Genomic DNA, 25244 nt, shown 5'->3' on the forward strand with positions numbered 1-25244 from the left:
TCTGCGTAGATCCCTTCAGCCGAGGAGCCAGCATGAAGTTCACCCCGCAGCCCGGCGATCCCACCTGGATCGACCTGTACACCTCCGACCTGGACCGTGCCATCGCCTTCTACGGCGAACTGTTCGGCTGGACCGCCGAACGCGGCGGACCGGAGTTCGGTGGGTACACCACGTTCAGCAAGGACGGCATCGCCGTCGCCGGTGCCATGAGCCGGATCGAGGACGAGGGCGATCCGTACCCCGACCGCTGGACCGTCTACCTGCACTCCGACGACGCGGCCGCCACCGAGCAGAAGGCCGCCGAAGCGGGTGGCACCGTGTTCGTGAAAGCGATGGAGGTCCCCGGTGTCGGCACGATGGCCGTGCTGGCCGATGTGGGCGGCGTGGGTGTCGGCGTGTGGCAGCCGGGACCGTTCCCCGGTTTCGGCGAGATCGGCCGGGTCGCCGACGGAGTCTGGCAGGACGCCGCCGGCCTGCCGTCCTGGTTCGAACTCATGACACGCTCCTACCCACAGTCGCTCGACTTCTACCGCGCGGTGTTCGGCTGGAACGACACTTTCACCGTCGCCGACACCGAGGAGTTCCGCTACACCACCCTGCACGCCGAGTCCCCGATGCTGGGTGGGGTGATGGACGGACAAGGCCATCTGCCCGAAGGGGTACCCGGCGCGTGGGCGGTGTACTTCGGCAGTGACGACACCGACAAGTCGGCCGAACTCGCCGTATCCCTCGGCGCGAAACTGGTCTTCGAGCCCATGACCACGCCCTACGGCCGGGTCGTCGGCCTCACCGATCCCACCGGCGCCCACTTCAGCATCGGCGGCACCGCCCGCTGACCGAGGCGGCGACGTTTCCCGCGTCGCCCCCCGGCGCTAGTCTCGACGCGACGCCCGAGCGGGCGGAATCGACGAGTTCTTGTGTGGGGGAAGATGTCCGGGGACCTGACGACCGAACGCGCGCGTGCACTGCGGTCGATACCGATACTCGCCGGCCTGGTCGGTGCCGTACTCCTCGCCGGGAGTGTGGTGCTGGCGCTCTACAGCCAGTTCGTCGCGGCACCGATTCCGGTGCCGTTCGACGGCGATTTCAGCGAGACCGCCGACTTCCCGTTCCGTCTGGTCGTGGGAGCCCAGGTCGTCGCGGGCGCCGCGGCGTTGACCGGTGCCGTGGTGCTCGTTCCAGGGCGGCGCGGTGACGAGCGTGCCGCGAGTGTCGGTGCGGCAGGCGTACTGGCGATACTCTTCGTCCTCGGTGGAGGCCTGTGGTTCGCGGTAGCAGCGGACATCCCGTCGACATATCAGCGACTGACCTCGGACTTCGTCGTGACACCCCGGGCATCGTCTGCGATCGCGTCGCTCGCCCTCGCCCTCTCGGGCGCATTGCTGATCTTCGTGTTCGTGGTGAAGCCGACCGGCCCGGTGCCTCGTTGGTGGGCGCTGGCGGCGGCGGTCGTCGTCGGCGTGATCCCGGTGATCGGCGCCGCCGGCGTCGCGGTCCGCTTCGGAGACGACAACATCTTCAGCGATCGCGTCACCGCCGAAGCCGCACCGGAGATTGCCGCACCTGCGGTGCTCGGGCCCGAGAAGTTCCGGCTCCAGATCCCGGCCGACCCCGATCTGGGCCACCGAATTCTCGTCACCCGAAGCGGTTTCGTCGTCGTGACGCCTGCGGGTATCACGCAGTACGACGGTGCGACGGGAATCGAACGATGGCACTACCGGCGCAGCGATATCAGCACCGACAGCGTGTGGAACCGGCTCGAAGACACGACCTACCTGCGCGCCGAGGACGTGGTGCTGACCAAGTGGAGGAATATCGGCTGGATGGCATTCGACGCGGCCACCGGCGAACTGCTCTGGACCGGAGGAGATTTCGCCAGCGACCCTCGCTCCACGGCTGGCGGGCACCTGCTGGTCACCGTCTCTTCCGAGACCGGAAGCGTCACCCGCTACGACGCCAGGACCGGGCGTGAAATGTGGCGTATCCCAGGCGAATCAGCCGAGTGCACCGCAGCAGCACCGCAGGTCGCGACCACCATGACAGCGATCTACCGGGTTGCGCGTTGTGGTGACGGAGAGGCCGCGACGGTGGTCGTCACGGCGTTCGATCCGATGTCCGGAGAGGTTCGCGATACGCGCAGCTTTCCCACGCCCGGAGCGGTGCGAGCCATGAACACCGGCGTCCGCGTGTTCGACAGCGGCTTCGTCTGGGTGGAGTGCCATCGGGAGGGAGCAGTAGACACCGCGATCTTCCTGCCACCGAACCAGCCGCTGTCGTCGGCCATCGTGGATCCGAGCCGCAAGTACAGCGACGTCGAAGAGGCGGACAGCACGGCTGCCCTGGTCAGCTCCGACAACTCGGATCCGCACGCAGGATCGGGCGACCGCTGGGAGGTGTTGTCCGCAGTCGGCGAAGGCAGGTGGACCGAGCTCGAAATGAGCACCCCCGCGACCGGAGCGATGTATGTCGAGGACCGTGCCGAACTGCTCACCGACCAGGTAGTCATGCTCACCTTGGATGACGAATTCAAGCTACGGAGCTGGGACAGATCGACCGGCCGCGAGGAGCCGGCGGTGCCCGTCGCCATCGGTCCGAACGGGAACCCACGCGTGGCCACCACCTCTGGATCCCTGATAGTGATCGCGAGTGACCGCAACGGTCGCGGTTCCGAGATCATCGGCTTCGGCTGACACCCGATCCGCGATCGGGCTGCGCTGCGTTCGTCCGGTGCGGTATCGGAGGCCGGTGACCTCGGCCCCCGACATTCGCGTCGACCCCAACCCAGTACCCTCGTGCGCATGCCGGTGAGCGCCCGAGAACGCACCCGATTCCGTCGCACCGCCACGCAGGGTCATCGCCGCCCCCGTGGCGTGTTGGTCGCCGCGTTGCTGTGCGTCGCCGTGGTGAGCGCGGGCTGTGCGGACAAGCACGACGACGCGAGCACGATCATCCGCACCACGACCAATATCGCCGGTGCCGGTGTGGTCGGCGCCGACCGTGATACGGCCACTGCGTGCCCGACGCCGAGCGCACCCGACGCGGGGTCGGGTACCCGCTCGGTCACCCACTCGGCCGGGGTCTCGCAGGTACCTGCCGACCCGCAGCGCATCGTCGTGCTCACCAGCTCCGCCCTCGACGCGGCATGTGCGCTCGGCCTGTGGGAGCGGGTCGCGGGCGCGGTGACGCTCGACGGTGAGCGTCCGCAGCCGATGTACCTGGGGTACGGCGTGCTGAAGGTGCCGAGTGTGGGCCCGATCGGCGCGCCCGACCCGGCGCGCATCGCCGAACTGAAGCCCGACCTCATCCTCGGCGACGTCCCCCCTGCCGCAGGCGGTTACGAGGCGCTGCGCGCGATCGCCCCGACCGTGCTGGTCGGCAGCGGCGGCAGCTGGCAGTCCGATTTCGTCGCCTATGCCGCCGGTATGGGCCGCACCGACGCCGCCGATAGTGCCCTGCAGTCCTATCTCACCGAAGCCCAGGACGTCGGCACCGCGCTGCACGCGAACCAGTCCCAGGCCTCGGTGCTGCGCTTCACCGCCGACACGATCCAGGTCCAGGGTTCGGAAACCTTTGCCGCCCAGGTCCTTTCGGATGCCGGTGTGCAGCGTCCGCAGGCACAGCGCGGCACCTCGTTCGACATCATCCCCGACGACTTCTCGAACAAGGCCGAGGGCGACATCATCTACGTGATGTTCGACGGCCCCGACGGCGAGGCACACGGCAAGAAGGTGCTGCGTTCGAAGGAATTCGAGAATCTTGGCGCCGCGACGGATCGCCGCGTGTTCGCGGTGGACGACAAGATCTGGCACACCACCGGCCTCACCGCGGCGCGCGCCGTGCTGACGGATCTGCGCAACAGCCTCAACGGCTACGTCACCGACTGATCGGCGCACTGCATCCAGCCGGATCCGGCCGCGCGTCCCCACGGTTACCCTCGTACTCATGCCCGTGCAGCGCGACAGTTCCGTCATCCATTTCACCGACACCGGCAGCGGCGAGCCGATCGTGCTGTCGCACGGATTCCTCATGGACGCAACGATGTTCGACCGCACCACCGCGCGGCTCACCGCGGCGGGACTGCGGGTGATCGCCGTCGACGCGCGCGGTTTCGGCGAGACCGTCAGCGACCCCGGCGAACCGTTCACCTACTGGGACCTGGCCGACGACATCGCCTCGGTACTCGACCATCTGGACATCACGGGCCCCGCCATCCTCGGTGGCATGAGCCAGGGCGGCTACACGGCCCTGCGTTTCGCCCTGCGCTACCCCGACCGCACCAGAGCTCTGGCCCTCGCCTCGACCACAGCCCGCGCCAACACTGTCGAGGAATCCGCCCAGTACCGCGCCATGGCCACCGCCTGGACCGACCCCGCCATCCCCCTCGAACCCCAAGCCCGCGCCCTCGCACCCCTGCTCATCGGCGGCACCGACGCCGACCAGGAACACTGGATCCGCCGCTGGCTCACCAACCCTGACCGCCCCCGCACCACAGCGGCCTGGACAAACCTCGCCACCCGCGACGAAATCACCCCCCGCCTCCCCGAGATCCCCTGCCCCGCCCTGGTCCTGCGCGGCCACGCCGACCAAGCAGGCGGCACCGCCGACGACGCCAGCGCCCTAGCCGCATCTCTCCCCGGCACCCACGGCCTTTCCACCGTCATCGCGGGCCCCACCGCAGGCCACGCAGTGTGGTGGACCCACCCCCAACCGGTATCCACGGCCATCACCACCTTCGTCGACCAACTGCGTCGCACCGAACAGGTGTCTTCCGGATAGCGAGTTCGTCGATCAGGGGCGAAGCGCAGGCCCAGCAACGGAAATCGGCCGGACGCACCACCGCTTCGGTATACGTCCGGCCGATACCTCACATTCGTTGTGGTGCAGCGATTCCCAACTGTCCCAGGCCGAGTTCGAGGGTGCGAGCGGTGAGCAGGCACAGGGCGATCCGGTTGGAACGAATCGGTTCGTCGGCTGTGAGGACAGGGCACGAGTCGTAGAACGCTGTGTACGCGCGGGCCAGATCGTAGAGATAGCCGGCCAACCTGTGCGGTTCCAGCGTCTCGGCGACCTCGTCGAGCACCGACCCGTATCCGTCGAGAACCAAGACGAGTTCACGTTCAGCCGGTTCCATCGGGACGCTGATGTCGACTGTGGGCTGAACTCCCCCGCCGGCCTTGCGGAGGATCGAACATACCCGCGCGTGCGCATACTGCAGGTAGACGCCCGTGTTGCCGTTCAGCGAGGTCATCCGAACGGCATCGAAGGTGTAGTCCTTGACTCTGGAAGTCGACAGGTCTGCGTATTTCACCGCACCGATTCCCGCCTGCTCGGCAATCGTGTCCAGTTCAGCGGGCGACAAATCCGGATTCTTCTCCGCGACCACTGCTCGAACACGTGCGACGGCTTCGTCCAGCAGATCCATCAACCGAACCGTGCCGCCCGCCCGGGTTTTGAACGGTTTACCGTCGGGTCCGAGGATGGTTCCGTAGGCGACGTGATCGACCTGGATAGCGTCGGTGAGCCAGCCGACTCGCCGCGCTGCCTCGAAAATCAGCTGGAAATGCAGGGATTGGCGGGAGTCGGTGACGTAGAGCAACCGGTCGGCGTGCAGGGTGGCGATCCGGTACCGGATGGTCGCGAGGTCGGTGCTGTCGTAGCCGTAGCCACCGTCGCGCTTGCGGGCCATCAGGACGGCGGGCTTGTCGTCAGGGCCGTTGACCTGCTCGGACAGGACAACGATCGCGCCCTCGCTGTCGACGGCCACGCCCTTGTCGACCAGTTCGGTCACCGTATCGGCCAGCTGATCGTTGTAGAACGATTCACCGGCGTAGTCGTCGGGAGTGAGCAGGACGCCGAGTCGGTCGTAGATCGCGCCGAACGCCTTCTCCGACTCCGCCACGATCTCGCGCCAGCGGGCGACGGTGTCGGGATCGCCTGCCTGCAAGGCGACCACACGATTTCTGGCCCTGTCCGCGAATCCCGAATCGGCGTCGAACTGTGCGCGAGCAGCTTTGTAGAGGCTGTCCAGAGCGGATACCGAACTCGTCTCGTCGTCGAGTTCGTCAGTGTGCCAAGGTGACTCGGGATGCTCGTCGATGTACTGGATGAGCATGCCGAACTGGGTGCCCCAGTCGCCCAGGTGATTGGCCCGGATCACGTCGGCACCGAGGAACCCGAAGACCCTGGCGAGGCTGTCGCCGATGATGGTGGTGCGCAGATGCCCCACATGCATCTCTTTCGCCACGTTCGGAGCCGAGTAGTCGATCACCACCCGACGCCCGTCCTCTGTAGTCGCAATGCCGAGTCGTTCATCCGCTACACGCTCCGCGACAGCCGTCCACACCGCGGAGTCCGACAGGTCGATGTTCAAGAAACCCGGTCCCGACACCTGCACGTCAGCGATCACCCCGTCGGTGCGATCGATGCCGGAGGCGATGTCGGCACCGAGCTGAGCCGGTGGCATCCCGACCCGCTTCGCAAGTGGTAACGCCGCATTCGACTGGTAATCGGCGCGGTCGGATCGGCGCACTACCGGGTCCGCATCCGCCGTTTCCGGGCGGACTCGGGCGATCGCCTCCGACACAGCGGTAGCGACACGTCCGAGCAGCGGTACAACACCGGCAGAGCTCACCTTCGGTTCCTTTCGAGATGGGTTGGTGACGTTATTGTCGCAGGCTCGCCGCCCGACCAGCGCTGACTAGATCGCTCGTTGACCCTTGGTAGGTAAACCCGCAGGTACAGACATAATTGCTACGATCGAACCGCTGATCCATGACCCGCGAGCGTCAAGGAGAGATCTATGTCGAAGCGTGAGGTTCCGCCCGAATCCGACAATGCCGCCGATGTCGATATGCCGTGGGCGCCACGGGATCATGAATGGACCGGGCACCGGGCCGAGCACGATGCCCTGGAGTGGGCGAAGGGTGATCCGAAGAAGCTCGCCAGTATCTATCTGTATCGCGATCCCGAGGGGGATCCGGCGCTCGAGAAGGATTACAAGTTTCCGGTTGCCGACATCATCGACGGGAAGCCGACCAGGGTGTTCCGGGCAGTGGCGAATGCGGCGGCGCGGCTGGATCAGGCCGATATCTCCGGCGCCGACCGCGACAAGGTGAAGCAGCGCATCAGCGAGCTCTACCGGGACGCGGCCGACGCCTTCGACGATCCGGAACTGCGGGCACCGTGGGATCGGTGAACTAGAACTCCCAGTCCTCGTCCTCGGTGTTGACGGCCTTGCCGATGACGTAGCTGGAACCCGAACCGGAGAAGAAGTCGTGGTTCTCGTCGGCGTTGGGTGACAGCGCCGACAGGATCGCCGGGTTCACCTCGCACTCGTCCTTCGGGAACAGGCCCTCGTAGCCGAGGTTCATCAGCGCCTTGTTGGCGTTGTAGCGCAGGAACTTCTTGACGTCCTCGGTGAGGCCGACCTCGTCGTAGAGGTCCTGGGTGTAGTCGACCTCGTTGTCGTAGAGCTCGAAGAGCAGCTCGAAGGTGTAGTTCTTGAGCTCGTCGCGCTCGGCCTGGGAGACCAGCTCGAGGCCCTTCTGGTACTTGTAGCCGATGTAGTACCCGTGCACCGCCTCGTCGCGGATGATCAGGCGGATCATGTCGGCGGTGTTGGTGAGCTTGGCCCGCGAGGACCAGTGCATCGGCAGGTAGAAGCCGGAGTAGAACAGGAAGCTCTCCAGCAGCGTGGAGGCGACCTTGCGCTTGAGCGGGTCGTCACCGTTGTAGTACGACAGGACGATCTCGGCCTTGCGCTGCAGGTTGCGGTTCTCCTCCGACCAGCGGAACGCCTCGTCGATCTCCTTGGTGGAGCACAGGGTGGAGAAGATGGAGCTGTAGCTCTTGGCGTGCACCGACTCCATGAAGGCGATGTTGGTGTACACCGCCTCCTCGTGCGGGGTGAGCGCGTCGGGGATCAGCGAGACCGCGCCGACGGTGCCCTGGATGGTGTCGAGCAGCGTCAGGCCGGTGAAGACCCGCATGGTGAGCTGCTTCTCCTCGGTGGTCAGCGTGTTCCAGGAGGGGATGTCGTTGGACACCGGCACCTTCTCCGGCAGCCAGAAGTTGCCTGTGAGCCGGTCCCAGACCTCGGCATCCTTCTCATCGGGTACCCGATTCCAGTTGATGGCCGACACCCGATCGATGAGCTTCATTCCGCCTCCACACCTTTCCGCCAGACCTGTGACCCGCACCCGCCGCCGTGTGCGAGGCCGTTCCCCACGAACACTACTCGTAGTGGGTGACAACCTCGCGGAGCACAACAGCTTGTGTTGAGATGCGGGCGATCCGACCTCACCGGCCGACCATCCGCACCACACACGCGGCCCCCATTGTGCGTCACGCGCCCGCGCGGACCACCATCGCATCGCCCGCGTTTTCCTCACACGCACCGACCACACGCCCCGTCGGTGAGCACCACCACCCGCCGCCCGATCCGGAACCGCCCCGTCGACCCACGATCACGGTGCGGGAAGATCGTCGGGAGAGAGTGAACCGATCCGAAGGGACATCGACTGTGCGACGGATGTTTCTGTTGACCCTCGCCGCGATGACCTCGGTCGCATGCGGTCCCGGCCCCGCGCCGGATGCGATGCCCAGCGACGGATTCTGGTCCAGGGCAGCGGTTTCCGACGAGGAGAAGGTGACCGTCCTGCGCAAGGTACGCGCGATCGACGTGTGCGCCCTGCTGCCGCGCGCCTCGCTCGAGCCGTTCGGAACGGTGAGCACGGTCGAGGATGTCCGCCCGGATCAGTGCCGCGCCGCCATCGCCGTCGACGGTCATCTCACCGGTATCGACGCCACCTGGAGTACAGGGGTGATGTTCTCCGGCGAACCCGCGATGGACGGACCGGTGCGCGAGGAGTCGATGGGCGATGTGCGCGTGCTGTTCGACGACGAACCCGCCACCTCGTCGGATCCGCAGTCGCGGGCGGCGTGTCAGGCGTGGGCGCTGTTCGTTTCGGGCGCCGATCTGTCACTCAGCGTTCGCGCGCCGGGCGATGCGTGTGCTACCGCGGCGGACTTGTTGCGGATCGCCCTGGTCGAGTTCCGCGAGGAACCGCCGCACGGCACCTCACCCGATTCGGATCGCACGGTGGTGACCGGAGCCGACCCGTGCGCGGTCGCCCCTTTGCTCGGGTATCCCGTTCCGGTCGCCGACCAGCGGCTCACCACCTGCAAACTGACCGTCGACGGCCACGAGGCGATCGTGACCTACGACTACGGCTCCGAACGGTCCGTCACCGACGACACCCCCGTCTTCACCGTGGGAAACCGCCAGGTGTTCCGGTTCGAACCGGAAACCGCGTCCTCGTCCATCACCTCCCTGTCCGCCGTCGTCGGCCCGGCGCTGACTCCGGGCCCGACCGACGCGCTGCTCGGCCCGCGTGTGCCGAAAGTGTCGGTCACCGCCGACTCGTCGGTCGCCGAGAAGGTGATGCGCGAGGCGCTGCCACTGCTGCCCTGACGGGCATCGCCCGGGCTACCGCCTTGCGCGAAGCGACCACCTGACAACGTTCTGGGTACGACTCACGGCAATGTTTGCCCCACGATTGCCACCACGGGCAGACTCGATGACCAGTTACCGGTTTCGGCTCGCGTTCGAGAACAGGGGTGACGATGGTGCACAGGATCGCGTTCGCCGCGGTGGCCTTACTCGTTTGCGTCGGTTGTGGTGACGACGAGAGCGACCCGTCCGCGACCGCGCCGCCACCGCCGGTGGTCCCGGCTCCGCCACCGGAATTCTGGTCGCAGGTGCCGCGTGACCAAGCCGAACGCGAGAAGGTCGCCCAGGCGACCCGGCAGGTGGATGTGTGCGCGGTCTTGCCGCGCGAGGCGCTCGAACCGCTGGGTTCGATCGAGAGCGTCACCGTCGGCCTGGATTCGTGCCGGGCGGTCCTGCACAGCGATTCCCCTGGCGAAGGCACCACCCTGACCTGGCACGCGACACTGCTGCCCGGCCTGACCGCGGGCGGACGAGGCAGGACCAGCCAGATCGGCGATGTGACCGTGCGCCTCGTTCCCGACCGGGACGCCGGTGAGCCCCGATCCTGCGGCGTCACCGCGCATTTCCCGGCGGGGGCGGCGTTCTACCTCGGCCTGTCCACGCGCCCGGGGACCAACCCGTGCACCGTCGCCGACGAACTGGTGCCGGGGATGGTGCAGCGGTGGCGGGAGTCGCCGGCCCAGGGCACCTCCCCCGACACCGTGCCGACGGTGCTGCTCGGCGCCGACCCGTGCGCGGTCCGCACAAAACTCGTCGGCACGGTGCACGACGACGAGCAGCGGCTCACCCAGTGCCTGTTCGGTTACCGGGGGCAACGGATCACGGTCGGCTACGAGTACCGGGTGCCGGAATACCTGGCCGCCAACAGCACCGAAGAGCACATCGACGGGCGGACCGTGCACCGTTCGGTCTCGGTGTACGACAGCTCGATTCCCATCTACACCGCCGCCGTCGGGCCTGAATTGCCACCTGAATCAACGGTTTTCGGACGGCGGATCCCCATCGTCGAGGTGGTCGCCGCCACCGACGATGTCGCGAGGGACGTGATGGCGGCGGCACTCACCCTGTTTCCACCCCGCTGACACTCAGATGCCGAGAACGAGTTTCGCGGTGGTGAAGTAGATGATCAGGCCGGTGGCGTCGACGAGCGTCGTCACCATCGGCGCCGATACGACGGCGGGGTCGATGCGGAACTTCTTGGCCAGCAACGGCATCGTGCCGCCGATGGTCGCGGCCCAACCGCAGATGAGCACCAGCGTGACAGCCACGACGATGGCGATCTTGGGGCCGACGAACACGGTGCCGATCAACAGACCCGCCGCGGCCAGCATGCTTCCGAGCACCAGGCCGACCCGGCATTCGCGCCAGATCACCTTGAACAGATCAGACACCCGCACCTCGCCGACGGCCAGCGCACGCACACACGCCGTGGCCGCCTGCGCGCCCGCGTTGCCGCCCGCCCCGATGAGCAGCGGAATGAACAGCGCCAGGCTGGCCGCCTGCTCGAGGGTGGTGGCGAAGATGTCGGTGACGCTCACCGTGAGCGTGGCCGCGAACAGCAGCAGCATCAGCCACAGTGCCCGGTAGCGCGCCAGCTGGAACACCTTGGCGGCCATGTAGTGGCCTTCCCACGGCGCCGAACCGGCCTGCTTGGCCACGTCCTCGCTGTCGGCGGCCTCGAGCACCTCCATCGCGTCGTCGTTGGTGAGCAGACCGACCACCCGGTCCTCGCTGTCGACGACGACCAGGTTGATCTCGTTGGTCGAACTCATCAAGCGCGCCGCCTTCTCGGCGGAATCGGTGGCACGCACGAACGGCGGTTCGGTGACAACCAGTTCCGACACCATCGCCTCGGGCGCGTGCAGCACCAGCTCGCGCAGTTCCACGATGCCGGTGAGCCTGCGCCCCCGGTCGACCACGGGCAGGGTGTACACCGTTTCGGCGTTGGCGCCCTTGGCACGAACCAAGGCCAGCGCCTGGGCGACGGTCAGATTGCCCGGCAGCGCAACGACTTCCGGCGTCATGTAGTGACCGACCGACCCCTCCGGGTAGCCGAGCAGGGCGGCGGTCATCCGGCGCTCGCGGGGGCTCAGCCCCTCGAGCACCTTCTTGGCGACCTTGGCGGGCGCCTCGTGCAGCATGCGGGCGCGGTCGTCGGGGTCCATCGCCTCGACCAGATCGCGAAAGCTCTTCTCGCGCAGTCCCTGCAGGATCTGCTGCTGGTCGACCGGCTCGAGTTCCTCGAAAACCGTGATGGCGCGGTCCTTGTCGAGCAGCCGGAACACCACCCCGGCCTGCACGGCGTCCATGCGGGCCAGCGCGTCGGCGATGACGTGCGGCGGACGGTTGTCGAGCCAGTCCATCGCGCTGTTCACGCGGTGGGTCTCGACGATGTCGCGCACCGACTCCGACAGGATCGCCAAGGCCTCGGTCACCGAATGATCCTCGGCCACAACAGTATTCGGTTCGTGCGCGACGGCTTCGACAGGTACGTGACGTGCTTCGACGAGATCGATCTGCGACATGGGACAGTCCTCTGGCGCGACAACGCGCATGCCTACGGCAAGGGTAGGTACATGCGCCGAGATGGTTTGGGGAGACGGCGAGGATTACCGCGGGCGTCCGCCACCACGACCATCGGGCACCACCGCCAGGACAGCCGGCCGGTTTCAGTGCGAGAGCGAAGGGGCGACGCCGCGCGGCCTTCGACTAGGGGGTTCGCTGCGCATGGCAACACCACCTCCTCGTCGTCACCGCGGGCCCTGTGCCCACACTTCTCCCCGAAGGATACATGCGTGGACTGGTCGTTTCATCTTTACGCTGTCGTACCACTGGTCACAGTGGCCTCTGTCACACCATGGGCGGGCAATCCCGCGATGACGGTGTCGACCGCCTGTTCGGCGAACTGCCAGACCTTCGCGCCGTCCACGTGGCGCAGCGGTCCACGCAAGGCCAGTTCGGCGAAGCCGTGCACCGTCGACCAGCAGCTCCACGTGGCGGCCTCGCGCGCCGAGGGGGCGAGGTCGCCGATGTGAACCATCATGTCGAGCGCCTCGGCGAGGGCCAGGTAGGCGGGCGAGTCGGCGATCGCGGTGGGCGTGGTGTCGCCCGCGCCGAAGAACGCGACGGCGAACCAGCCCGGCTCGGCGAGCGCGAACGCGATGTAGCCGAGACCGACGGCGCGCAGGCTTTCCCGCGGCCCGGCGGGTACGCGGTCGGTCGCCATGCGCGCCGCCATGTCGGCCTGGATCGCCGACGACACCGCGTCGAGCAGGGCCTTGCGGTCGGGAAAGTGCCGGTAGGCGGCATTGGGCGTGACCCCGACGCGACGGGTGACTTCCCGGATGGTCAGTGCCTCGGGCCCACCGGACCTGGTGAGTTCAAGGCCTGCCGCGAGCAGCGCGGCCGCGAGATCGCCGTGGTGATACGCCAACCCTTGTACACCCCTTCCGCGAAGTATATGGTGTGAACATATCAAATGTGCACGCCGTACACATCGGAGGCCGTACCCATGACCGCACTCCCGAAAGTCGTCGACCTCGACACCTGGCAAGCCGAACTCGACGCCCTTCGCGTCCGCGAGAAGGCCGCCACCCGAGAACTCGACGCCATCGCCACCCAGCGACGCAGGCTGCCCGCCGTCCGCCTGCCCGGCTACACGCTCAAAGCCGAAGACGGCAGCGATGTTTCGCTCGCCGAGGTGTTCGACGGGCGCACTCAGCTCATCACCTACCACCACATGTGGACGCCGGGGAACACCTGGCAGTGCCCCGGCTGCACCGGGCTCACCTCCCAGTACGCGCGGCTCGATTTCCTCGACGCCTACGACGCGCGGTTCGTCATCGTCACCCAGGGCCCCATCGACGAGGTGCTCGCCTACAAGCGCCGCGTCGGCAACACCATGACCTGGTACTCCACCGCCGACAGCCCCTTCGGCGCCGATATGGGCGCGGGCCCCGGGGCAGGCTTCGCGGTGAACACCTTCCTGCGCGACGGCGACACCGTCTACCGAAGCTGGCACACCGACGGTCGCGGCACGGAACAGCTCGCCTACACCTTCGGCCTGATCGACGCCCTGCCCTACGGACGCCAGGAGGAGTGGCAGGACAGCCCCGAAGGCTGGCCGCAGTCACCCACCTACAGCCGGTGGCCAAGCTCCAAGGACATCGCCGCCTCCTACGGCGACCCGAACGCCTGAGCGGACGGTCGCGGGCGAAAACCGCCGGTCGGGGATTCGGCGCGGCGCGCGCACAATAGTTGCCGGAGTGGGCGGCAGTGGGAACAGTGGAGACCGGAAGCCGCGGTGCGTGGCGCGGCGACATCGGTTGTCAACACACTGAGGAGAAACCTGTGCGCTTCGGCATCTTCGTCCCCCAGGGCTGGCGGCTCGACCTGGTCGACATCGAACCGGCCGACCAGTGGGCGGTGATGCGCGAACTGGCCGAGCGATTCGACAGCGGCGGCGTGTGGGAGTCGATCTGGGTGTACGACCACTTCCACACCACCCCGGTGCCCACCGACGAGGCGACCCACGAAGCGTGGTCGCTGATGTCGGCCTTCGCCGCCTCGACCAGCCGGGTCCGGCTGGGGCAGATGTGTACGGCCATGAGCTACCGCAACCCCGCCTATCTGGCCAAGGTCGCCGCGACGGTCGACCTGATCTCGGGTGGCCGGGTGGAGATGGGTATCGGCGCGGGCTGGTACGAACACGAGTGGCGCGCTTACGGTTACGGCTTCCCGCCCGCCGGTGAACGCCTGGGCCGCCTCGACGAGGGCGTGCAGATCTTCCGTCAGGCATGGCGGACCGGGCGAGCCACCCTCGACGGCAGGTACTACCAGGTCGACGGCGCCATCGTGCACCCACGCCCGTTGCAGGAGAACGGGATTCCCATCTGGATCGCCGGTGGTGGGGAGAAGAAGACGCTGCGCATCGCCGCGAAATACGCGAACTACACCAACTTCAGCGCCGTCCCCGACGAGTTCATCCGCAAGTCCGAAATCCTGCGCGAACATTGCGCAGAGGTGGGCACCGACTTCGCCGCCATCACCCGCAGCGCCAACTTCAACGCCGTGGTGGGAACAACGGAAACCGAAGTGCAGGAACGTCTCGCGCTCATCATCGACCGCTACACGCCCTTCCTCGGCGCCGATGCGGCCAAGACCTACGTCACCGACAATTTCGGGAGCAGCGCCGCCACCGGCACGCCCGAGCAGATCGCCGAACGGCTGGGCGTCGTCAAGGATCTCGGCCTCGGCTACGCCATCCTCAACTTCCCCGAAGCCGCCTACGACACCTCCGGTATCGAACTGTTCGAGCGCGAGGTGGTTCCCGCGCTAGGCGGGTAGGGCGGGAACGATCGCCTCACCCATCCGGGTCAGCGTCGCGCAGGCATCCGGCGCGGGCTGGCCCGGGTTCGTCACCACGATCATGCGTACCACTCCCTGTTCGGCGCCGAAGGCGACATCGCACACCGTGGTCAGCGAGGCCGAGTCGACCAGCTTGCGTCCCGCACGCCCGGCGACCGTGATGTCGTAGAAGTTGCCGGGACCGGCCTCGGCCTCGAACTCCTCGAGCGAACGATCCGCCGAGTACACCCGCAACGAAGCGGTCGCACCGTCCCACGCGCACGTCTGCCATCCCGCCTCCGCCGACCCGGCGGGGACTCGCGACGCCGGGTCGACCCCCGCCTGCGTCAGCGCCTGCTCCCCCACGCCCGCGCACGGCTCGAACAGCGCCTTCGCCGCCGGGTCGTCCCCGGAACATGCGGCGACCGTGCCCACCACCACGATCCCCAGACCAATCGTCGACAACCGGCGCATTCCAGGTCCCTTCCACTGCCTCACAAACGCGCCCAAGCTACCAAGCGATTGTCCTGATCCAGCCCTGCGTCGCCCGATACTGTCGCGGTCACCACTGCCGACCATCCGGGTTGTGGCAGATCCGTACGCTTTCGGACCTTCTCGGCACCGCGGCTTCTGCTGAATCTTCCTTCCACAGCGGGTTTTCCGACTCCGAACTTCCGGTGGGTGGCGACGTAGGACCACTGCCGGGCCCGCCCGTCGGCGGGTCGGGAAGGGGAATCGGACGATGAGTGCCACCGTGCCCGTCGAACTACTGGCGGCGGGCTCTACTACTTTGGGCGCTGCCTACGCGGCCGCGCTGCAACTCCTCGACGCGCGCCGCTCGCGCGTCCGCGTCCAGCAACTGAGCAGAACGATCACCGAGGACGCCGCGGAAGCGAAGGCCGAGGCCGACTGGCTCGAGACCGCCGCACGCGAGCGCTCGGCCCTCGACATCGAGCATCATCACAGCGCGCTCCAGCAGCAGCGGCTGGCGACCATCGCCTCGCTGGTATGCGGCGTGATCGCGATCGGCGTGGTGATGTACGGCCTGATCGGCGACGACCCGAGCGATCCGCAAGGCCTCGCCACCGTGGCCGCGGGCCTGCTGCCCGGTGCGGCCAGCGCCCTGCTGTTCTGGCAGTCGCGCGGAGCGAGCACTCGCGCCGACAAGTTCGCCGAGCGCATCGCCACCACCGCCGCCCGCGCCGAAGCCCTTCGCCATGCGGACTCCATCCTCGACACCCGCGCCCGCGACCGCTTCGCCACCGCCGTCCTCCTCAGCACCGCGTTCCCGGAACTCACCGGACGGGAGATCTGGCGAATGGCCGAGAGCAAAGCCCCTGCTCACGAAGGTGATTCACTGCCGCCCGCCGAAGTCCAGGTCGACTGAGCGCTCTACCTCGACCGGCAGCAGCATTGGCATGATCAACGGTTCCCGTTAAGCGCCCCAACCTACCTTGCCGACATGAGCGACTCGGTGGACATGCGGAAAGAGACCAAGCTTCTCAGCGCCAGATACGAGCGGGACAGCAACGGTCGGCTGGCCTTCGTCCCGAAAGGCCGTCTTCGGTCTCCGCATGCGCTACACCGACGGCACCTACCCCACCCTCGGACGACTGATCAAGGAGTGGTCCGTGGCCTCGGCGCCGCCCTCGAGATGCTCGCCTGGCTCGGCTAGAGTCCGGCACACAAAAGCGACCGCCCTGGCATTCAGGTTTCAGCGCTTCTCCGGGAGGGGGTCGGCGAAAGACCAGCCCTTGGAGAGGAGTTGGTCGACGGCGGCTACGGCGGCGGTGAGGCGTTCGGTGTGGGAGCCCGTCAGGACGGTGAATCGTCGGCCGGTTCGGGTGAGTTCGGTGTGGAAGCGTTCGGTCATCCAGGGGCGTAGGTGTTCGCCGTCGCGGAGGCCGTCGTCTTCGAAGGGGACGTCGGTGTGGTCGGTGAGCAGCCAGAGGTGCTGGCGTGGGGGTGTGCGCAAGGTCGGGTGGGAGAAGCCGAGGTAGCGCTCGTGCCAGATTTCGGTGGCGAAAGCGTCTGTGTCGCAGAAGAGTACGGGGCCCGACTCGCGGGCGGCGTGGTCTTCGCGTTCCTGTTGGCGGGCGGCGATCAGGGGGAACTCGACTGAGGTGAATTCGACCTGGGACCAGTGGGCGGAGGGGCCGAGGGCGGCGAGTTTCCGCTCGCTGTATTCGCGGCCGTACTCGGGAACCCAAGGGGCGCCGTAATGTTCGGCCAGCGCCGTGGCCATGGTCGTGGTTCCGGTGGACTCGGCGCCGAGGACGACCACGCGTCTGGTGAGCGCGGCGCGCACCGGTGGCGCGAGAAACTCCCAGTGTGCCATCGGGTCTCGCCGGATCGCGGTCGCCGAGATCGGGTAGCGGCGGCGCTGCGGGTCGACGCTGATCGGCTGGGCGCCGAAGCGGCGGGCCAGCTCGTCGCCGTAGGTCTCCGAGGTGAACACGGCGTCGACCGGCTCGGGGACGGCGGCACGGAACACCGCCATGTGCGCGTCCCAGACCCGCGGATCGGTGAGGTCCATGGGTATGTCGTCGACGGCGCCTACAACGGAAATACCGGGGTCCAAATGTATTTCACGCATCCACGCGACCCGGTCGGTGAGCGGAATCGACTCCACAGAGGCTGCACAGACCAGCACCGTCAGCCGGTCACAGCGCGCGGCTGCGGTGCGCACCAGATGATGGTGTCCCGCGTGCGGCGGATAGAACTTGCCCAACACCAAACCGTGCGCGAACCTGCGTGCGGAATCTGATTGCCCGACAGTCGCGTTCATGGTGCTCATACCGCCACAACCGCCGGTTCCACGCGTACATCCCGCCGCCAGGCGATCAGCCCGCGCACGCACAGCGCGAGGAACCCGCAGTACAGGATCGCGGTGAGATAGAGGTCTTTGTAGACATAGAGGGGGATGTAGACGACATCGGCCGCGATCCACAACCACCACGACTCGAGGCGTTTACGGCACTGCCCGTAAGTGGCCATCAGCGACAGCGCGGTGGTGAGCCCGTCCCAGAACGGCACCGTCGATTCGGTTGCGGTATCGAGCAATACGGTGATCGCCGCGTTGCCGAGCACACCGCACGCCCCGAGCACGAGCCATTCGGTGCGTGTGGTCCTGCGGACGGGCAGCCGTTCACTCCGTGGCGCCCCGGTGGCCCATGTCCACCACCCGTAGCCGGCCAGTGCGATGAACACCACCTGCAATCCGGCATCGGCGAACAACCCGGCCTGGGTGAACAGCAGAATGAAGAACACATTGTTGGCGATGCCGATCGGCCAGTTCGCGATGTGCTGGCGAGCCACCAGCCAGACACACAGCGCACCGCTACCGAATCCGAGCACCTCGGTCCAGCTCACCGGCGTGCCGAGCAGCGTGAACAGCGGTTCCTGCAAGGCAGCTATCAGATCGAGCACGGTCATCCCCCGCATCAGTATTAGTCAAATTGACAATAACCTGAGCGTGGCTGCGGCACAAGAGATCGTCACCAAGGTCGTCACCCGGTTCTTGTTAAGCGGAGTCGAGCAATCTGTGGCGCATGACCAACGCAGCACCGCCCCGGCACGCGACGAGGAACGGCAGCTACGAGCGCGACGGACGATCGAGGTACGCCCCGGAGACGACGACCGCACAGGACGAATTCCCGCTCACCGGACGCACGTCCACGGGTTCGGAGACCGGCGTGATCCCCGCCTTCCTCATCGACATGGCCCTGCACGCCGCGATCGGCCTCACCACCTGGCACCTCGTCCAAGGCCCGACCGGTGTCCTGTACGGCCTGCTCGCCTGGCTCGGAGCCTCGTTCACGCACCGCACGATCGTCCAGCACCTGACCGGAACCACCATCGGCAAGTGCTCGTTCGGCCTCAGCCTGCGCCACGCCGACGGCACCCACCCCTCCCTCGGACAGCTGATAATCCAGTGGCTCCGATGCGGCTGGGCCTGCTTCGACTTCTTCGGCTGAGGCCGGTCACGACGAACGACCTCGGCGCGGATCACCCGCACCGAGGTCGTCGGCCAAGACTTACAACATGCAGCTGACGCAGTTCTCCACTTCGGTCCCCTCGAGGGCCATCTGCCGCAGGCGGATGTAGTAGAGGGTCTTGATCCCCTTGCGCCAGGCGTAGATCTGGGCCTTGTTCAGGTCGCGGGTGGTTGCGGTGTCCTTGAAGAACAGCGTCAGCGACAGGCCCTGGTCCACGTGCTGGGTGGCCGCGGCGTAGGTGTCGATGATCTTCTCGTAACCGATCTCGTACGCGTCCTGGTAGTACTCCAGGTTGTCGTTGGTGAGGTACGGGGCCGGGTAGTAGACGCGGCCGATCTTGCCTTCCTTGCGGATCTCGATCTTCGACGCCACCGGGTGGATCGAGCTGGTGGAGTGGTTGATGTAGGAGATCGAGCCGGTCGGCGGCACCGCCTGCAGGTTCTGGTTGTAGATGCCGAATTCCTGCACCGAGGCCTTCAGCTCACGCCAGTCGTCCTGGGTGGGGATGCGCACGCCCGCGTCGGCGAAGAGCTGACGAACCTTGTCGGTCTTGGGTTCCCACACCTGATCGGTGTACTTGTCGAAGTACTCACCGCTGGCGTACTTCGACTCGGCGAAGCCACCGAAGGCGGTACCGCGCTCCTTGGCGATCAGGTTCGAGGCCCGGATCGCGTGATAGACCACGGTGTAGAAGTACATGTTGGTGAAGTCGATGCCCTCTTCGGACCCGTAGTGCACCCGCTCGCGCGCCAGGTACCCGTGCAGGTTCATCTGGCCGAGGCCGATGGCGTGCGACTCGTTGTTGCCCTGCTCGATCGAGGGCACCGAGTAGATGTGGGTCTGATCCGACACCGCGGTGAGCGCGCGGATCGAGGTCTCGATGGTCTGACCGAAATCGGGTGAGTCCATCGCCTTGGCGATATTGAGCGAACCCAGGTTGCAGGAGATGTCCTTGCCGACCTTGGAGTACGAGAGGTCGTCGTTGAACTCCGACGGAGTCGAGACCTGCAGGATCTCCGAGCACAGGTTCGAGTGGGTGATCTTGCCCTTGATCGGGTTGGCCCGGTTCACCGTGTCCTCGAACATGATGTACGGGTAGCCCGACTCGAACTGCAGCTCGGCGATGGTCTGGAAGAACTCGCGCGCCTTGATCTTCGACTTGCGGATGCGCTTGTCGTCGACCATCTCGTAGTACTTCTCGGTGACGTCGATATCGGCGAACGGCTTGCCGTAGATGCGCTCGACGTCGTACGGCGAGAACAGGTACATGTCCTCGTTCTTCTTCGCCAGCTCGAAGGTGATGTCGGGGATCACCACGCCCAGCGAGAGGGTCTTGATGCGGATCTTCTCGTCGGCGTTCTCGCGCTTGGTGTCGAGGAAGCGGTAGATGTCGGGGTGGTGCGCGTGCAGGTACACCGCGCCCGCGCCCTGTCGCGCGCCCAGCTGGTTGGCGTAGGAGAACGAGTCCTCGAGCAGCTTCATGATCGGGATGACACCCGAGCTCTGGTTCTCGATCTTCTTGATCGGCGCGCCGTGCTCGCGAATGTTGCTCAGCAGCAAGGCCACACCGCCGCCGCGCTTGGACAGCTGCAGCGCGGAGTTGATGGAACGCCCGATGGACTCCATGTTGTCCTCGATGCGCAGCAGGAAGCAGGACACGGGCTCGCCGCGCTGCTTCTTGCCGGAGTTGAGGAAGGTGGGGGTGGCCGGCTGGAAGCGACCGTCGATGATCTCGTCGACCAGCTTGCTCGCCAGCGTCTCGTCACCGGCGGCCAGGGTCAGCGCGACCATGCAGACACGGTCCTCGAACCGCTCGAGGTAGCGCTTACCGTCGAAGGTCTTGAGGGTGTAGGAGGTGTAGTACTTGAACGCGCCGAGGAAGGTGGGGAACCGGAACTTCTTGGCGTAGGCCTGCTGGAACAGCTGCTTGACGAACCCGCGGCTGTACTGGTCGAGCACCTCGGGCTCGTAGTAGTTCTCCTTGACCAGATAGTCCAGCTTCTCGTCCAGGTTGTGGAAGAAGACGGTGTTCTGGTTGACGTGCTGCAAGAAGTACTGGTGCGCGGCCTCGCGGTCCTTGTCGAACTGGATCTCGCCGTCGGGGCCGTACAGGTTCAGCATGGCGTTGAGGGCGTGGTAGTCCATCACCTCGCCTGCGGCGTCGGGCCGCACCGCCGACCGCTCTAGACGGGCTGACTTGCCTGCCGGTGCTGTGGTTGCTGTTGCCAAAACAATCCCAATCCCTCTCGGACGCGCGCGACGTCCTCAGCGGTTCCCATCAGTTCGAAGCGATACAGGTACGGCACCCCGCATTTGCGCGAGATGACATCGCCTGCAGCACAGTAGGTTTCGCCGAAGTTCGTGTTACCGGCCGCGATCACACCGCGCAGCAGGGCACGGTTGTGCGGGTCGTTGAGGAACTTGGCGACCTGCCGCGGTACGAGGTCCTTGTCGGACCGTTGCTCACCCATGACGTGCCGACCACCACCGTAGGTGGGGGTGATCAGCACGTAGGGTTCGTCGACGCGCAGCGAATCAGCGGTGTGCAGTGGTAGTCGAGTAGCCGGGAGACCCAGCTTCTCGACGAAACGGTGGGTGTTCTCCGAAGCGCTGGAGAAGTAGACCAGCCCGCCCGGAGTCGTCCGTTCGGGCATCGCGGCTCCTTCCGAGCGAAGTCCTAGGCGGCCGCGACGGCGAGCGACTTGATGCGGTCGGGACGGAAGCCCGACCAGTGATCCTCACCCGCGACGACGACGGGCGCCTGCAGGTAACCGAGGGCCATGACGTAGTCGCGCGCCTCGGCGTTCTCCGAGATGTCGATGACGTCGTACTCCACCCCGACCTTGTCGAGCGCCTTGTAGGTGGCATTGCACTGAACGCAAGCGGGCTTGGTGTACACGGTGACGGTCATTAGAGTCCCTCTCTCCTATGCCTGATCCACAGCCTGTGATCCGTATGCAGTGCACGAACGGTGATGCTGCGCAAACTCCTGGATCTGGCGAAGAAAGCCCTGCTCGTAACCCCTTCCCTTGGGCCCGATCAGTAGTGGCTTCACACCGTGTTCCAGTACCGAAGACACTACACCTAGTGGCCGACAGATGGGAACAACACAAGGGGTTGCGAGTCGCACAGATGTAATTTCCACCGGGTAAGTCCCAGGACGCACCGGCGGCGAGCAGCCGAAACAGTGGCTCAGATCACGATTTCGCCTACCGGCGAGTCTTCAGCAAACCGGCTCGACAACGAAAGAGCGCCGCATCGACCGTGTCGATGCGGCGCCCGTCGGGAGCGCTGTCAGCTTACGCGCTGACGAGCGTGCCGTTCGCGGCGGCGACCAGCTCGTGCACCGCGGCACCGAGCTGGGTCAGCGCCTCGGCGTCCTGACTCGGGTGCACCTGGGCGAACCGCTCACCGATGGTGCCGAACCGCACGGTGGCCGACTCCACGACCACACCACCCGCGACGCCCACGGACTTCACCGCGTCGCCGTGCGCCCACTCGGCGGCACGCGCGCTGATCGAGGCACTCACCACGGCGACCGGCTTGTCCTTGATCGAACCGGCACCATAGGGACGCGAGGCCCAGTCGATGGCGTTCTTCAGCACGGCAGGCAGGGTGCCGTTGTACTCGGGCGTGACAAGCAGGACGGCGTCGGCGGCGGCCACGGCCTCGCGCAGCGCCTGCGCGGTGGCGGGCACGGAACCGGGGACGTCGAGGTCCTCGTTGTAGAACGGGACCTCGGCGAGACCCTCGTAGATGGCGATGTCGACGCCCTCGGGCGCGGTCTGCGCGGCGGCCTCGGCGAGGCGGCGGTTGATCGAACCGGCGCGCAGGCTGCCGACCAGAGTAAGGATGCGGGTCTCGCTCATGACGACTCCTGGTGTACTCAGTGGAAAGATCCAAGTTTCATCCGACAATAACCGGACCACGGTCCGAATACTTCCCCGGAGGGGCGTGTGAGCAGCGTGAGCTACAGCACACCGAGGTCGGACGAGCCCGGCGTGCTGCGGATCGGGCAACCGTCGTCCCTCAATGCCGGACCGGCCGAGCGCGCCGACGCGGCCCGCAACCGAGCCCTGCTGCTCGACGCGGCCCAGCAGCTGGTGCGCGAGCACGGCGTCGCCGGACTGACCATGGACGCGCTCGCCAAGCGCGCGGGCGTGGGCAAGGGCACGGTGTTCCGCCGCTTCGGCAATCGCTCCGGGCTGATGCTGGCCCTGCTCGACCACTCCGAACAGAAGTTCCAGACGGCGTTCATGTTCGGGCCGGGCCCGCTCGGGCCCGAGGCCGAGCCGATCGATCGGCTGATCGCCTTCGGCCGAACCCGGCTGCTCGATATCGAACTCGAGGGCGACCTGCACCGCGCCGCCGAGGAGAAGGGTCGCTTCGGCGACGGCCCCTACGCGCTGCACCGCGCCCACATCGTGCTGCTGTTGCGCGCGGCCGGGGTGCGCGGCGAGCTCGCCCTGATCGCCGACGGCCTGCTCGCCACGCTCTCGGCGGCGCTGGTTCTGCATCAGATGGCGGAGCTCGGCTACACCCGCGCACAGATCGGCGACAACTGGGAATGGTTCGTTCGCCGGGTTGTTTCGCCTGTCGCCCAAGTAGAGTGAGACGGCATGGGGACACTGCGTGAACAGATCATTGCCGAATTGGGCGTGCAGCCCGAGATCGAACCGAAGCAGGAGGTCCGCAGGCGCGTCGACTTCCTCAAGGAGTACCTGAGCACCACTCCCGCGAAGGGTTTCGTGCTGGGTATCAGCGGCGGGCAGGACAGCACCCTCGCCGGTCGGCTGTGCCAGCTGGCCGCCGAGGAGCTGCGTGCCGAGGACAAGGACGCCACCTTCCTCGCCGTGCGGCTGCCCTACGGCGTGCAGGCCGACGAGCACGACGCGCAGGTCGCCCTGAACTTCATCGACCCCGACCGCTGCGTCGTCGTGAACGTGCGCCCCGGTGTCGACGCGGTGTCGGCCGAGGTGGCCGGGTCCATCGACCACGAGCGGCTACGCGACTTCGTGCGCGGCAATATCAAGGCCCGCGAGCGGATGGTCGCCCAGTACGCGCTGGCCGGGCAGGAGAACCTGCTGGTGGTCGGCACCGACCACGCCGCCGAGGCGGTCACCGGTTTCTTCACCAAGTACGGCGACGGTGGTGTCGACCTGACGCCCCTCACCGGCCTCACCAAGCGCCAGGGTGCCGCGCTGCTGCAGGAACTCGGCGCGCCGCCGAGCACCTGGTCGAAGGTGCCGACCGCCGATCTCGAGGACGACCGCCCGGCCCTGCCCGACGAGGACGCGCTCGGTGTGCGCTACAGCGAGATCGACGACTACCTCGAGGGCAAGGAGGTGAGCGACGAGGTCGCCGAGCGCGTCGAATCGCTGTTCACCGCCACCCGTCACAAGCGCACAGTGCCGGTGACTCCCCTCGACACCTGGTGGCGCTAGGCCATATCGAGACCTTCTTCGAGGAGCACGCCGACTCGTTGGCGGCGGTGGCCGATCGACTGGCGATGAGTCCAGCGATCAGCGCTCGCCGCGCCGAGCGCGTTGAGCGCTGGCGTGGACTCTCCCTCTTGGCGATTCGCGACGGGCTCGTCGCGAGCTGCCCCGCGCGCGGACGACTTCCGAAGAAATTTTCGCGATTCGGGAATCAACACGCCTCCTACTAACCTTTCAACAGATGATTGACGGTTAGAAAGCCGGCTGTCGCCGCTCATCCCGAGTTCGTTCCAGAAGAAGAGGTTTCCTCATGTCTCGTCTGCCGCTCATCCAGTCCGACGCCGCCACCGGCAAAGCCGCCGATCTGCTCGCCGGGGTACAACAGGCCCTCGGCGTGACCCCGAACATGACAAGGGCGATGGTCAACAGCCCCGCCGTACTCGAGGCGTACCTCGGTTTCTCCGGCGCGCTGGCCGGCGGCGCGCTGTCGGCCGCGACCAGGGAGCGGATCGCGCTGCTGGTGGCCGAGGAGAACGGCTGTGACTACTGCCTGTCGGCGCACAGCTACATCGGTGCCAATATCGCCGAGCTCGACGCCGAGGAGATCGAGCGCAACCGCCACGGCCAGTCGTCGGACCCGAAAGCCGAGGCCGTGCTGGTCTTCGCCGCGGCCGTGGTCCGCACGCGAGGTGGTGTCGAAGACACCGATATCAAGGCAGCCAAGGCCGCGGGTCTGACCGACGGTGAGATCACCGAGGTCATCGCCGGTGTCGCGCTGAATGTGTTCACCAACTACCTGAACAAGGCGGTCGACACCGACATCGACTGGCCGGTGGTGCGCCACCACCAGCACTGACCCGGATTCGCCGGTGGAAAGATTTATCGGTGCGAGATGGGCCCGCGGCCTATCAGCTTGTTGGTGAGGTAACGGCTCACCAAGGCGACGACGGG

At 66.7% G+C, this 25244-nt stretch carries 26 protein-coding genes; 14 read left to right on the forward strand and 12 right to left on the reverse strand.

Going from position 1 to position 25244, the window contains the following annotated elements; genetic code table 11:
• Nucleotides 1-32 precede the first annotated feature (32 nt).
• The 4 genes from ACWEVR_RS29095 (at nucleotide 33) to ACWEVR_RS29110 (ending at nucleotide 4776) form a co-directional block, all read left to right on the forward strand.
• A complete protein-coding gene (locus ACWEVR_RS29095) occupies nucleotides 33-836 on the forward strand; it encodes a VOC family protein (RefSeq protein ID WP_452469538.1) in 804 nt (267 codons plus the stop codon).
• Between the two features lie 93 nt (nucleotides 837-929).
• Nucleotides 930-2690, forward strand: coding sequence for an outer membrane protein assembly factor BamB family protein (locus ACWEVR_RS29100; RefSeq protein WP_452469539.1), 1761 nt, complete (start codon nucleotides 930-932; stop codon nucleotides 2688-2690).
• A gap of 108 nt (nucleotides 2691-2798) precedes the next feature.
• Nucleotides 2799-3884 carry an ABC transporter substrate-binding protein gene (locus ACWEVR_RS29105; RefSeq protein ID WP_452469540.1) on the forward strand — a complete coding sequence of 362 codons (1086 nt, stop codon included), beginning with the start codon at nucleotides 2799-2801 and terminating at the stop codon, nucleotides 3882-3884.
• A 58-nt stretch (nucleotides 3885-3942) separates the two neighbouring features.
• Nucleotides 3943-4776: an alpha/beta fold hydrolase gene (locus ACWEVR_RS29110; RefSeq protein WP_452469541.1), complete on the forward strand. Its 834-nt coding sequence runs from the start codon at nucleotides 3943-3945 to the stop codon at nucleotides 4774-4776.
• An 88-nt stretch (nucleotides 4777-4864) separates the two neighbouring features.
• Here the strand turns inward: ACWEVR_RS29110 and argS are convergent, their stop codons facing one another.
• Nucleotides 4865-6631: an arginine--tRNA ligase gene (gene argS, locus ACWEVR_RS29115; protein ID WP_452469542.1), complete on the reverse strand. Its 1767-nt coding sequence runs from the start codon at nucleotides 6629-6631 to the stop codon at nucleotides 4865-4867.
• Nucleotides 6632-6799: 168 nt separating this feature from the next.
• Here argS and ACWEVR_RS29120 point away from each other — a divergent pair, with 168 nt between their 5' ends.
• Nucleotides 6800-7195 carry a hypothetical protein gene (locus tag ACWEVR_RS29120; RefSeq protein ID WP_067637049.1) on the forward strand — a complete coding sequence of 132 codons (396 nt, stop codon included), beginning with the start codon at nucleotides 6800-6802 and terminating at the stop codon, nucleotides 7193-7195.
• 1 nt (nucleotide 7196) lies between these two features.
• Here ACWEVR_RS29120 and nrdF read toward each other — a convergent pair whose 3' ends face one another.
• The gene (gene nrdF, locus ACWEVR_RS29125) at nucleotides 7197-8159 is read right to left on the reverse strand and encodes a class 1b ribonucleoside-diphosphate reductase subunit beta (RefSeq protein WP_067493116.1); all 963 of its coding nucleotides are present in this window, start codon (nucleotides 8157-8159) and stop codon (nucleotides 7197-7199) included.
• Between the two features lie 371 nt (nucleotides 8160-8530).
• Between nrdF and ACWEVR_RS29130 the strand changes: the two genes are divergently transcribed.
• Nucleotides 8531-9472 carry a hypothetical protein gene (locus ACWEVR_RS29130; RefSeq protein ID WP_452469543.1) on the forward strand — a complete coding sequence of 314 codons (942 nt, stop codon included), beginning with the start codon at nucleotides 8531-8533 and terminating at the stop codon, nucleotides 9470-9472.
• Nucleotides 9473-9624: 152 nt separating this feature from the next.
• Nucleotides 9625-10593 (forward strand): peptidase, encoded by a 969-nt coding sequence (locus ACWEVR_RS29135; protein WP_452469544.1) that lies wholly within the window; start codon nucleotides 9625-9627, stop codon nucleotides 10591-10593.
• Between the two features lie 3 nt (nucleotides 10594-10596).
• On the opposite strand, the gene mgtE is transcribed toward ACWEVR_RS29135, so the two are convergent.
• The gene (gene mgtE, locus ACWEVR_RS29140; protein ID WP_452469545.1) at nucleotides 10597-12036 is read right to left on the reverse strand and encodes a magnesium transporter; all 1440 of its coding nucleotides are present in this window, start codon (nucleotides 12034-12036) and stop codon (nucleotides 10597-10599) included.
• 290 nt (nucleotides 12037-12326) lie between these two features.
• The gene (locus tag ACWEVR_RS29145; RefSeq protein WP_452469546.1) at nucleotides 12327-12944 is read right to left on the reverse strand and encodes a TetR/AcrR family transcriptional regulator; all 618 of its coding nucleotides are present in this window, start codon (nucleotides 12942-12944) and stop codon (nucleotides 12327-12329) included.
• 78 nt (nucleotides 12945-13022) lie between these two features.
• Here ACWEVR_RS29145 and ACWEVR_RS29150 point away from each other — a divergent pair, with 78 nt between their 5' ends.
• Together ACWEVR_RS29150 and ACWEVR_RS29155 are read left to right on the forward strand one after the other, a co-directional pair.
• Entirely contained in the window at nucleotides 13023-13709 is a 687-nt protein-coding gene (locus ACWEVR_RS29150; protein ID WP_452469547.1) for a DUF899 family protein, read from the forward strand.
• 152 nt (nucleotides 13710-13861) lie between these two features.
• Nucleotides 13862-14857, forward strand: coding sequence for an LLM class F420-dependent oxidoreductase (locus tag ACWEVR_RS29155; protein ID WP_452469548.1), 996 nt, complete (start codon nucleotides 13862-13864; stop codon nucleotides 14855-14857).
• Here ACWEVR_RS29155 and ACWEVR_RS29160 read toward each other — a convergent pair.
• Entirely contained in the window at nucleotides 14846-15322 is a 477-nt protein-coding gene (locus tag ACWEVR_RS29160; RefSeq protein WP_452469549.1) for a DUF3558 family protein, read from the reverse strand. The genes ACWEVR_RS29155 and ACWEVR_RS29160 overlap by 12 nt on opposite strands.
• A gap of 277 nt (nucleotides 15323-15599) precedes the next feature.
• On the opposite strand from ACWEVR_RS29160, the gene ACWEVR_RS29165 reads away from it, so the two are divergent.
• On the forward strand, nucleotides 15600-16244 hold the full coding sequence (locus ACWEVR_RS29165) for a hypothetical protein (protein WP_452469550.1): 645 nt from the start codon (nucleotides 15600-15602) through the stop codon (nucleotides 16242-16244).
• A 327-nt stretch (nucleotides 16245-16571) separates the two neighbouring features.
• On the opposite strand, the gene ACWEVR_RS29170 is transcribed toward ACWEVR_RS29165, so the two are convergent.
• Both ACWEVR_RS29170 and pnuC read right to left on the reverse strand, forming a co-directional pair.
• On the reverse strand, nucleotides 16572-17654 hold the full coding sequence (locus ACWEVR_RS29170; RefSeq protein WP_452469551.1) for an AAA family ATPase: 1083 nt from the start codon (nucleotides 17652-17654) through the stop codon (nucleotides 16572-16574).
• Entirely contained in the window at nucleotides 17651-18301 is a 651-nt protein-coding gene (gene pnuC, locus ACWEVR_RS29175) for a nicotinamide riboside transporter PnuC (protein WP_452469552.1), read from the reverse strand. Before pnuC ends, ACWEVR_RS29170 begins: the two co-directional genes overlap by 4 nt.
• A gap of 107 nt (nucleotides 18302-18408) precedes the next feature.
• Here pnuC and ACWEVR_RS29180 point away from each other — a divergent pair, with 107 nt between their 5' ends.
• Nucleotides 18409-18834: an RDD family protein gene (locus ACWEVR_RS29180; protein ID WP_452469553.1), complete on the forward strand. Its 426-nt coding sequence runs from the start codon at nucleotides 18409-18411 to the stop codon at nucleotides 18832-18834.
• Between the two features lie 60 nt (nucleotides 18835-18894).
• Here ACWEVR_RS29180 and nrdE read toward each other — a convergent pair whose 3' ends face one another.
• The 4 genes from nrdE to ACWEVR_RS29200 all read right to left on the reverse strand — a co-directional run bounded on the left by nrdE (nucleotide 18895) and on the right by ACWEVR_RS29200 (nucleotide 22724).
• Complete coding sequence (nrdE, locus tag ACWEVR_RS29185; RefSeq protein ID WP_157104798.1) at nucleotides 18895-21000, reverse strand: class 1b ribonucleoside-diphosphate reductase subunit alpha; 2106 nt, start codon at nucleotides 20998-21000, stop codon at nucleotides 18895-18897.
• A 38-nt stretch (nucleotides 21001-21038) separates the two neighbouring features.
• Nucleotides 21039-21509, reverse strand: a complete 471-nt coding sequence (nrdI, locus tag ACWEVR_RS29190) for a class Ib ribonucleoside-diphosphate reductase assembly flavoprotein NrdI (RefSeq protein WP_067493091.1) — start codon at nucleotides 21507-21509, stop codon at nucleotides 21039-21041.
• Between the two features lie 23 nt (nucleotides 21510-21532).
• Entirely contained in the window at nucleotides 21533-21766 is a 234-nt protein-coding gene (gene nrdH / locus ACWEVR_RS29195; RefSeq protein WP_067493089.1) for a glutaredoxin-like protein NrdH, read from the reverse strand.
• 388 nt (nucleotides 21767-22154) lie between these two features.
• Entirely contained in the window at nucleotides 22155-22724 is a 570-nt protein-coding gene (locus ACWEVR_RS29200) for an NAD(P)H-dependent oxidoreductase (protein WP_452469554.1), read from the reverse strand.
• Nucleotides 22725-22859: 135 nt separating this feature from the next.
• Here ACWEVR_RS29200 and ACWEVR_RS29205 point away from each other — a divergent pair, with 135 nt between their 5' ends.
• Both ACWEVR_RS29205 and nadE read left to right on the forward strand, forming a co-directional pair.
• Nucleotides 22860-23468 carry a TetR/AcrR family transcriptional regulator gene (locus tag ACWEVR_RS29205; RefSeq protein WP_452469559.1) on the forward strand — a complete coding sequence of 203 codons (609 nt, stop codon included), beginning with the start codon at nucleotides 22860-22862 and terminating at the stop codon, nucleotides 23466-23468.
• A 6-nt stretch (nucleotides 23469-23474) separates the two neighbouring features.
• Nucleotides 23475-24299: an ammonia-dependent NAD(+) synthetase gene (nadE, locus tag ACWEVR_RS29210; protein WP_452469555.1), complete on the forward strand. Its 825-nt coding sequence runs from the start codon at nucleotides 23475-23477 to the stop codon at nucleotides 24297-24299.
• On the opposite strand, the gene ACWEVR_RS29215 is transcribed toward nadE, so the two are convergent.
• Nucleotides 24296-24571 carry a hypothetical protein gene (locus ACWEVR_RS29215; RefSeq protein WP_452469556.1) on the reverse strand — a complete coding sequence of 92 codons (276 nt, stop codon included), beginning with the start codon at nucleotides 24569-24571 and terminating at the stop codon, nucleotides 24296-24298. The two genes, nadE and ACWEVR_RS29215, sit on opposite strands and share 4 nt — an antisense overlap.
• Before the next feature lie 32 nt (nucleotides 24572-24603).
• Here ACWEVR_RS29215 and ACWEVR_RS29220 point away from each other — a divergent pair, with 32 nt between their 5' ends.
• Nucleotides 24604-25149, forward strand: coding sequence for a carboxymuconolactone decarboxylase family protein (locus ACWEVR_RS29220; protein ID WP_452469557.1), 546 nt, complete (start codon nucleotides 24604-24606; stop codon nucleotides 25147-25149).
• Nucleotides 25150-25244: the final 95 nt, after the last annotated feature.

The organism is Nocardia sp. NPDC003979 (assembly GCF_053605015.1).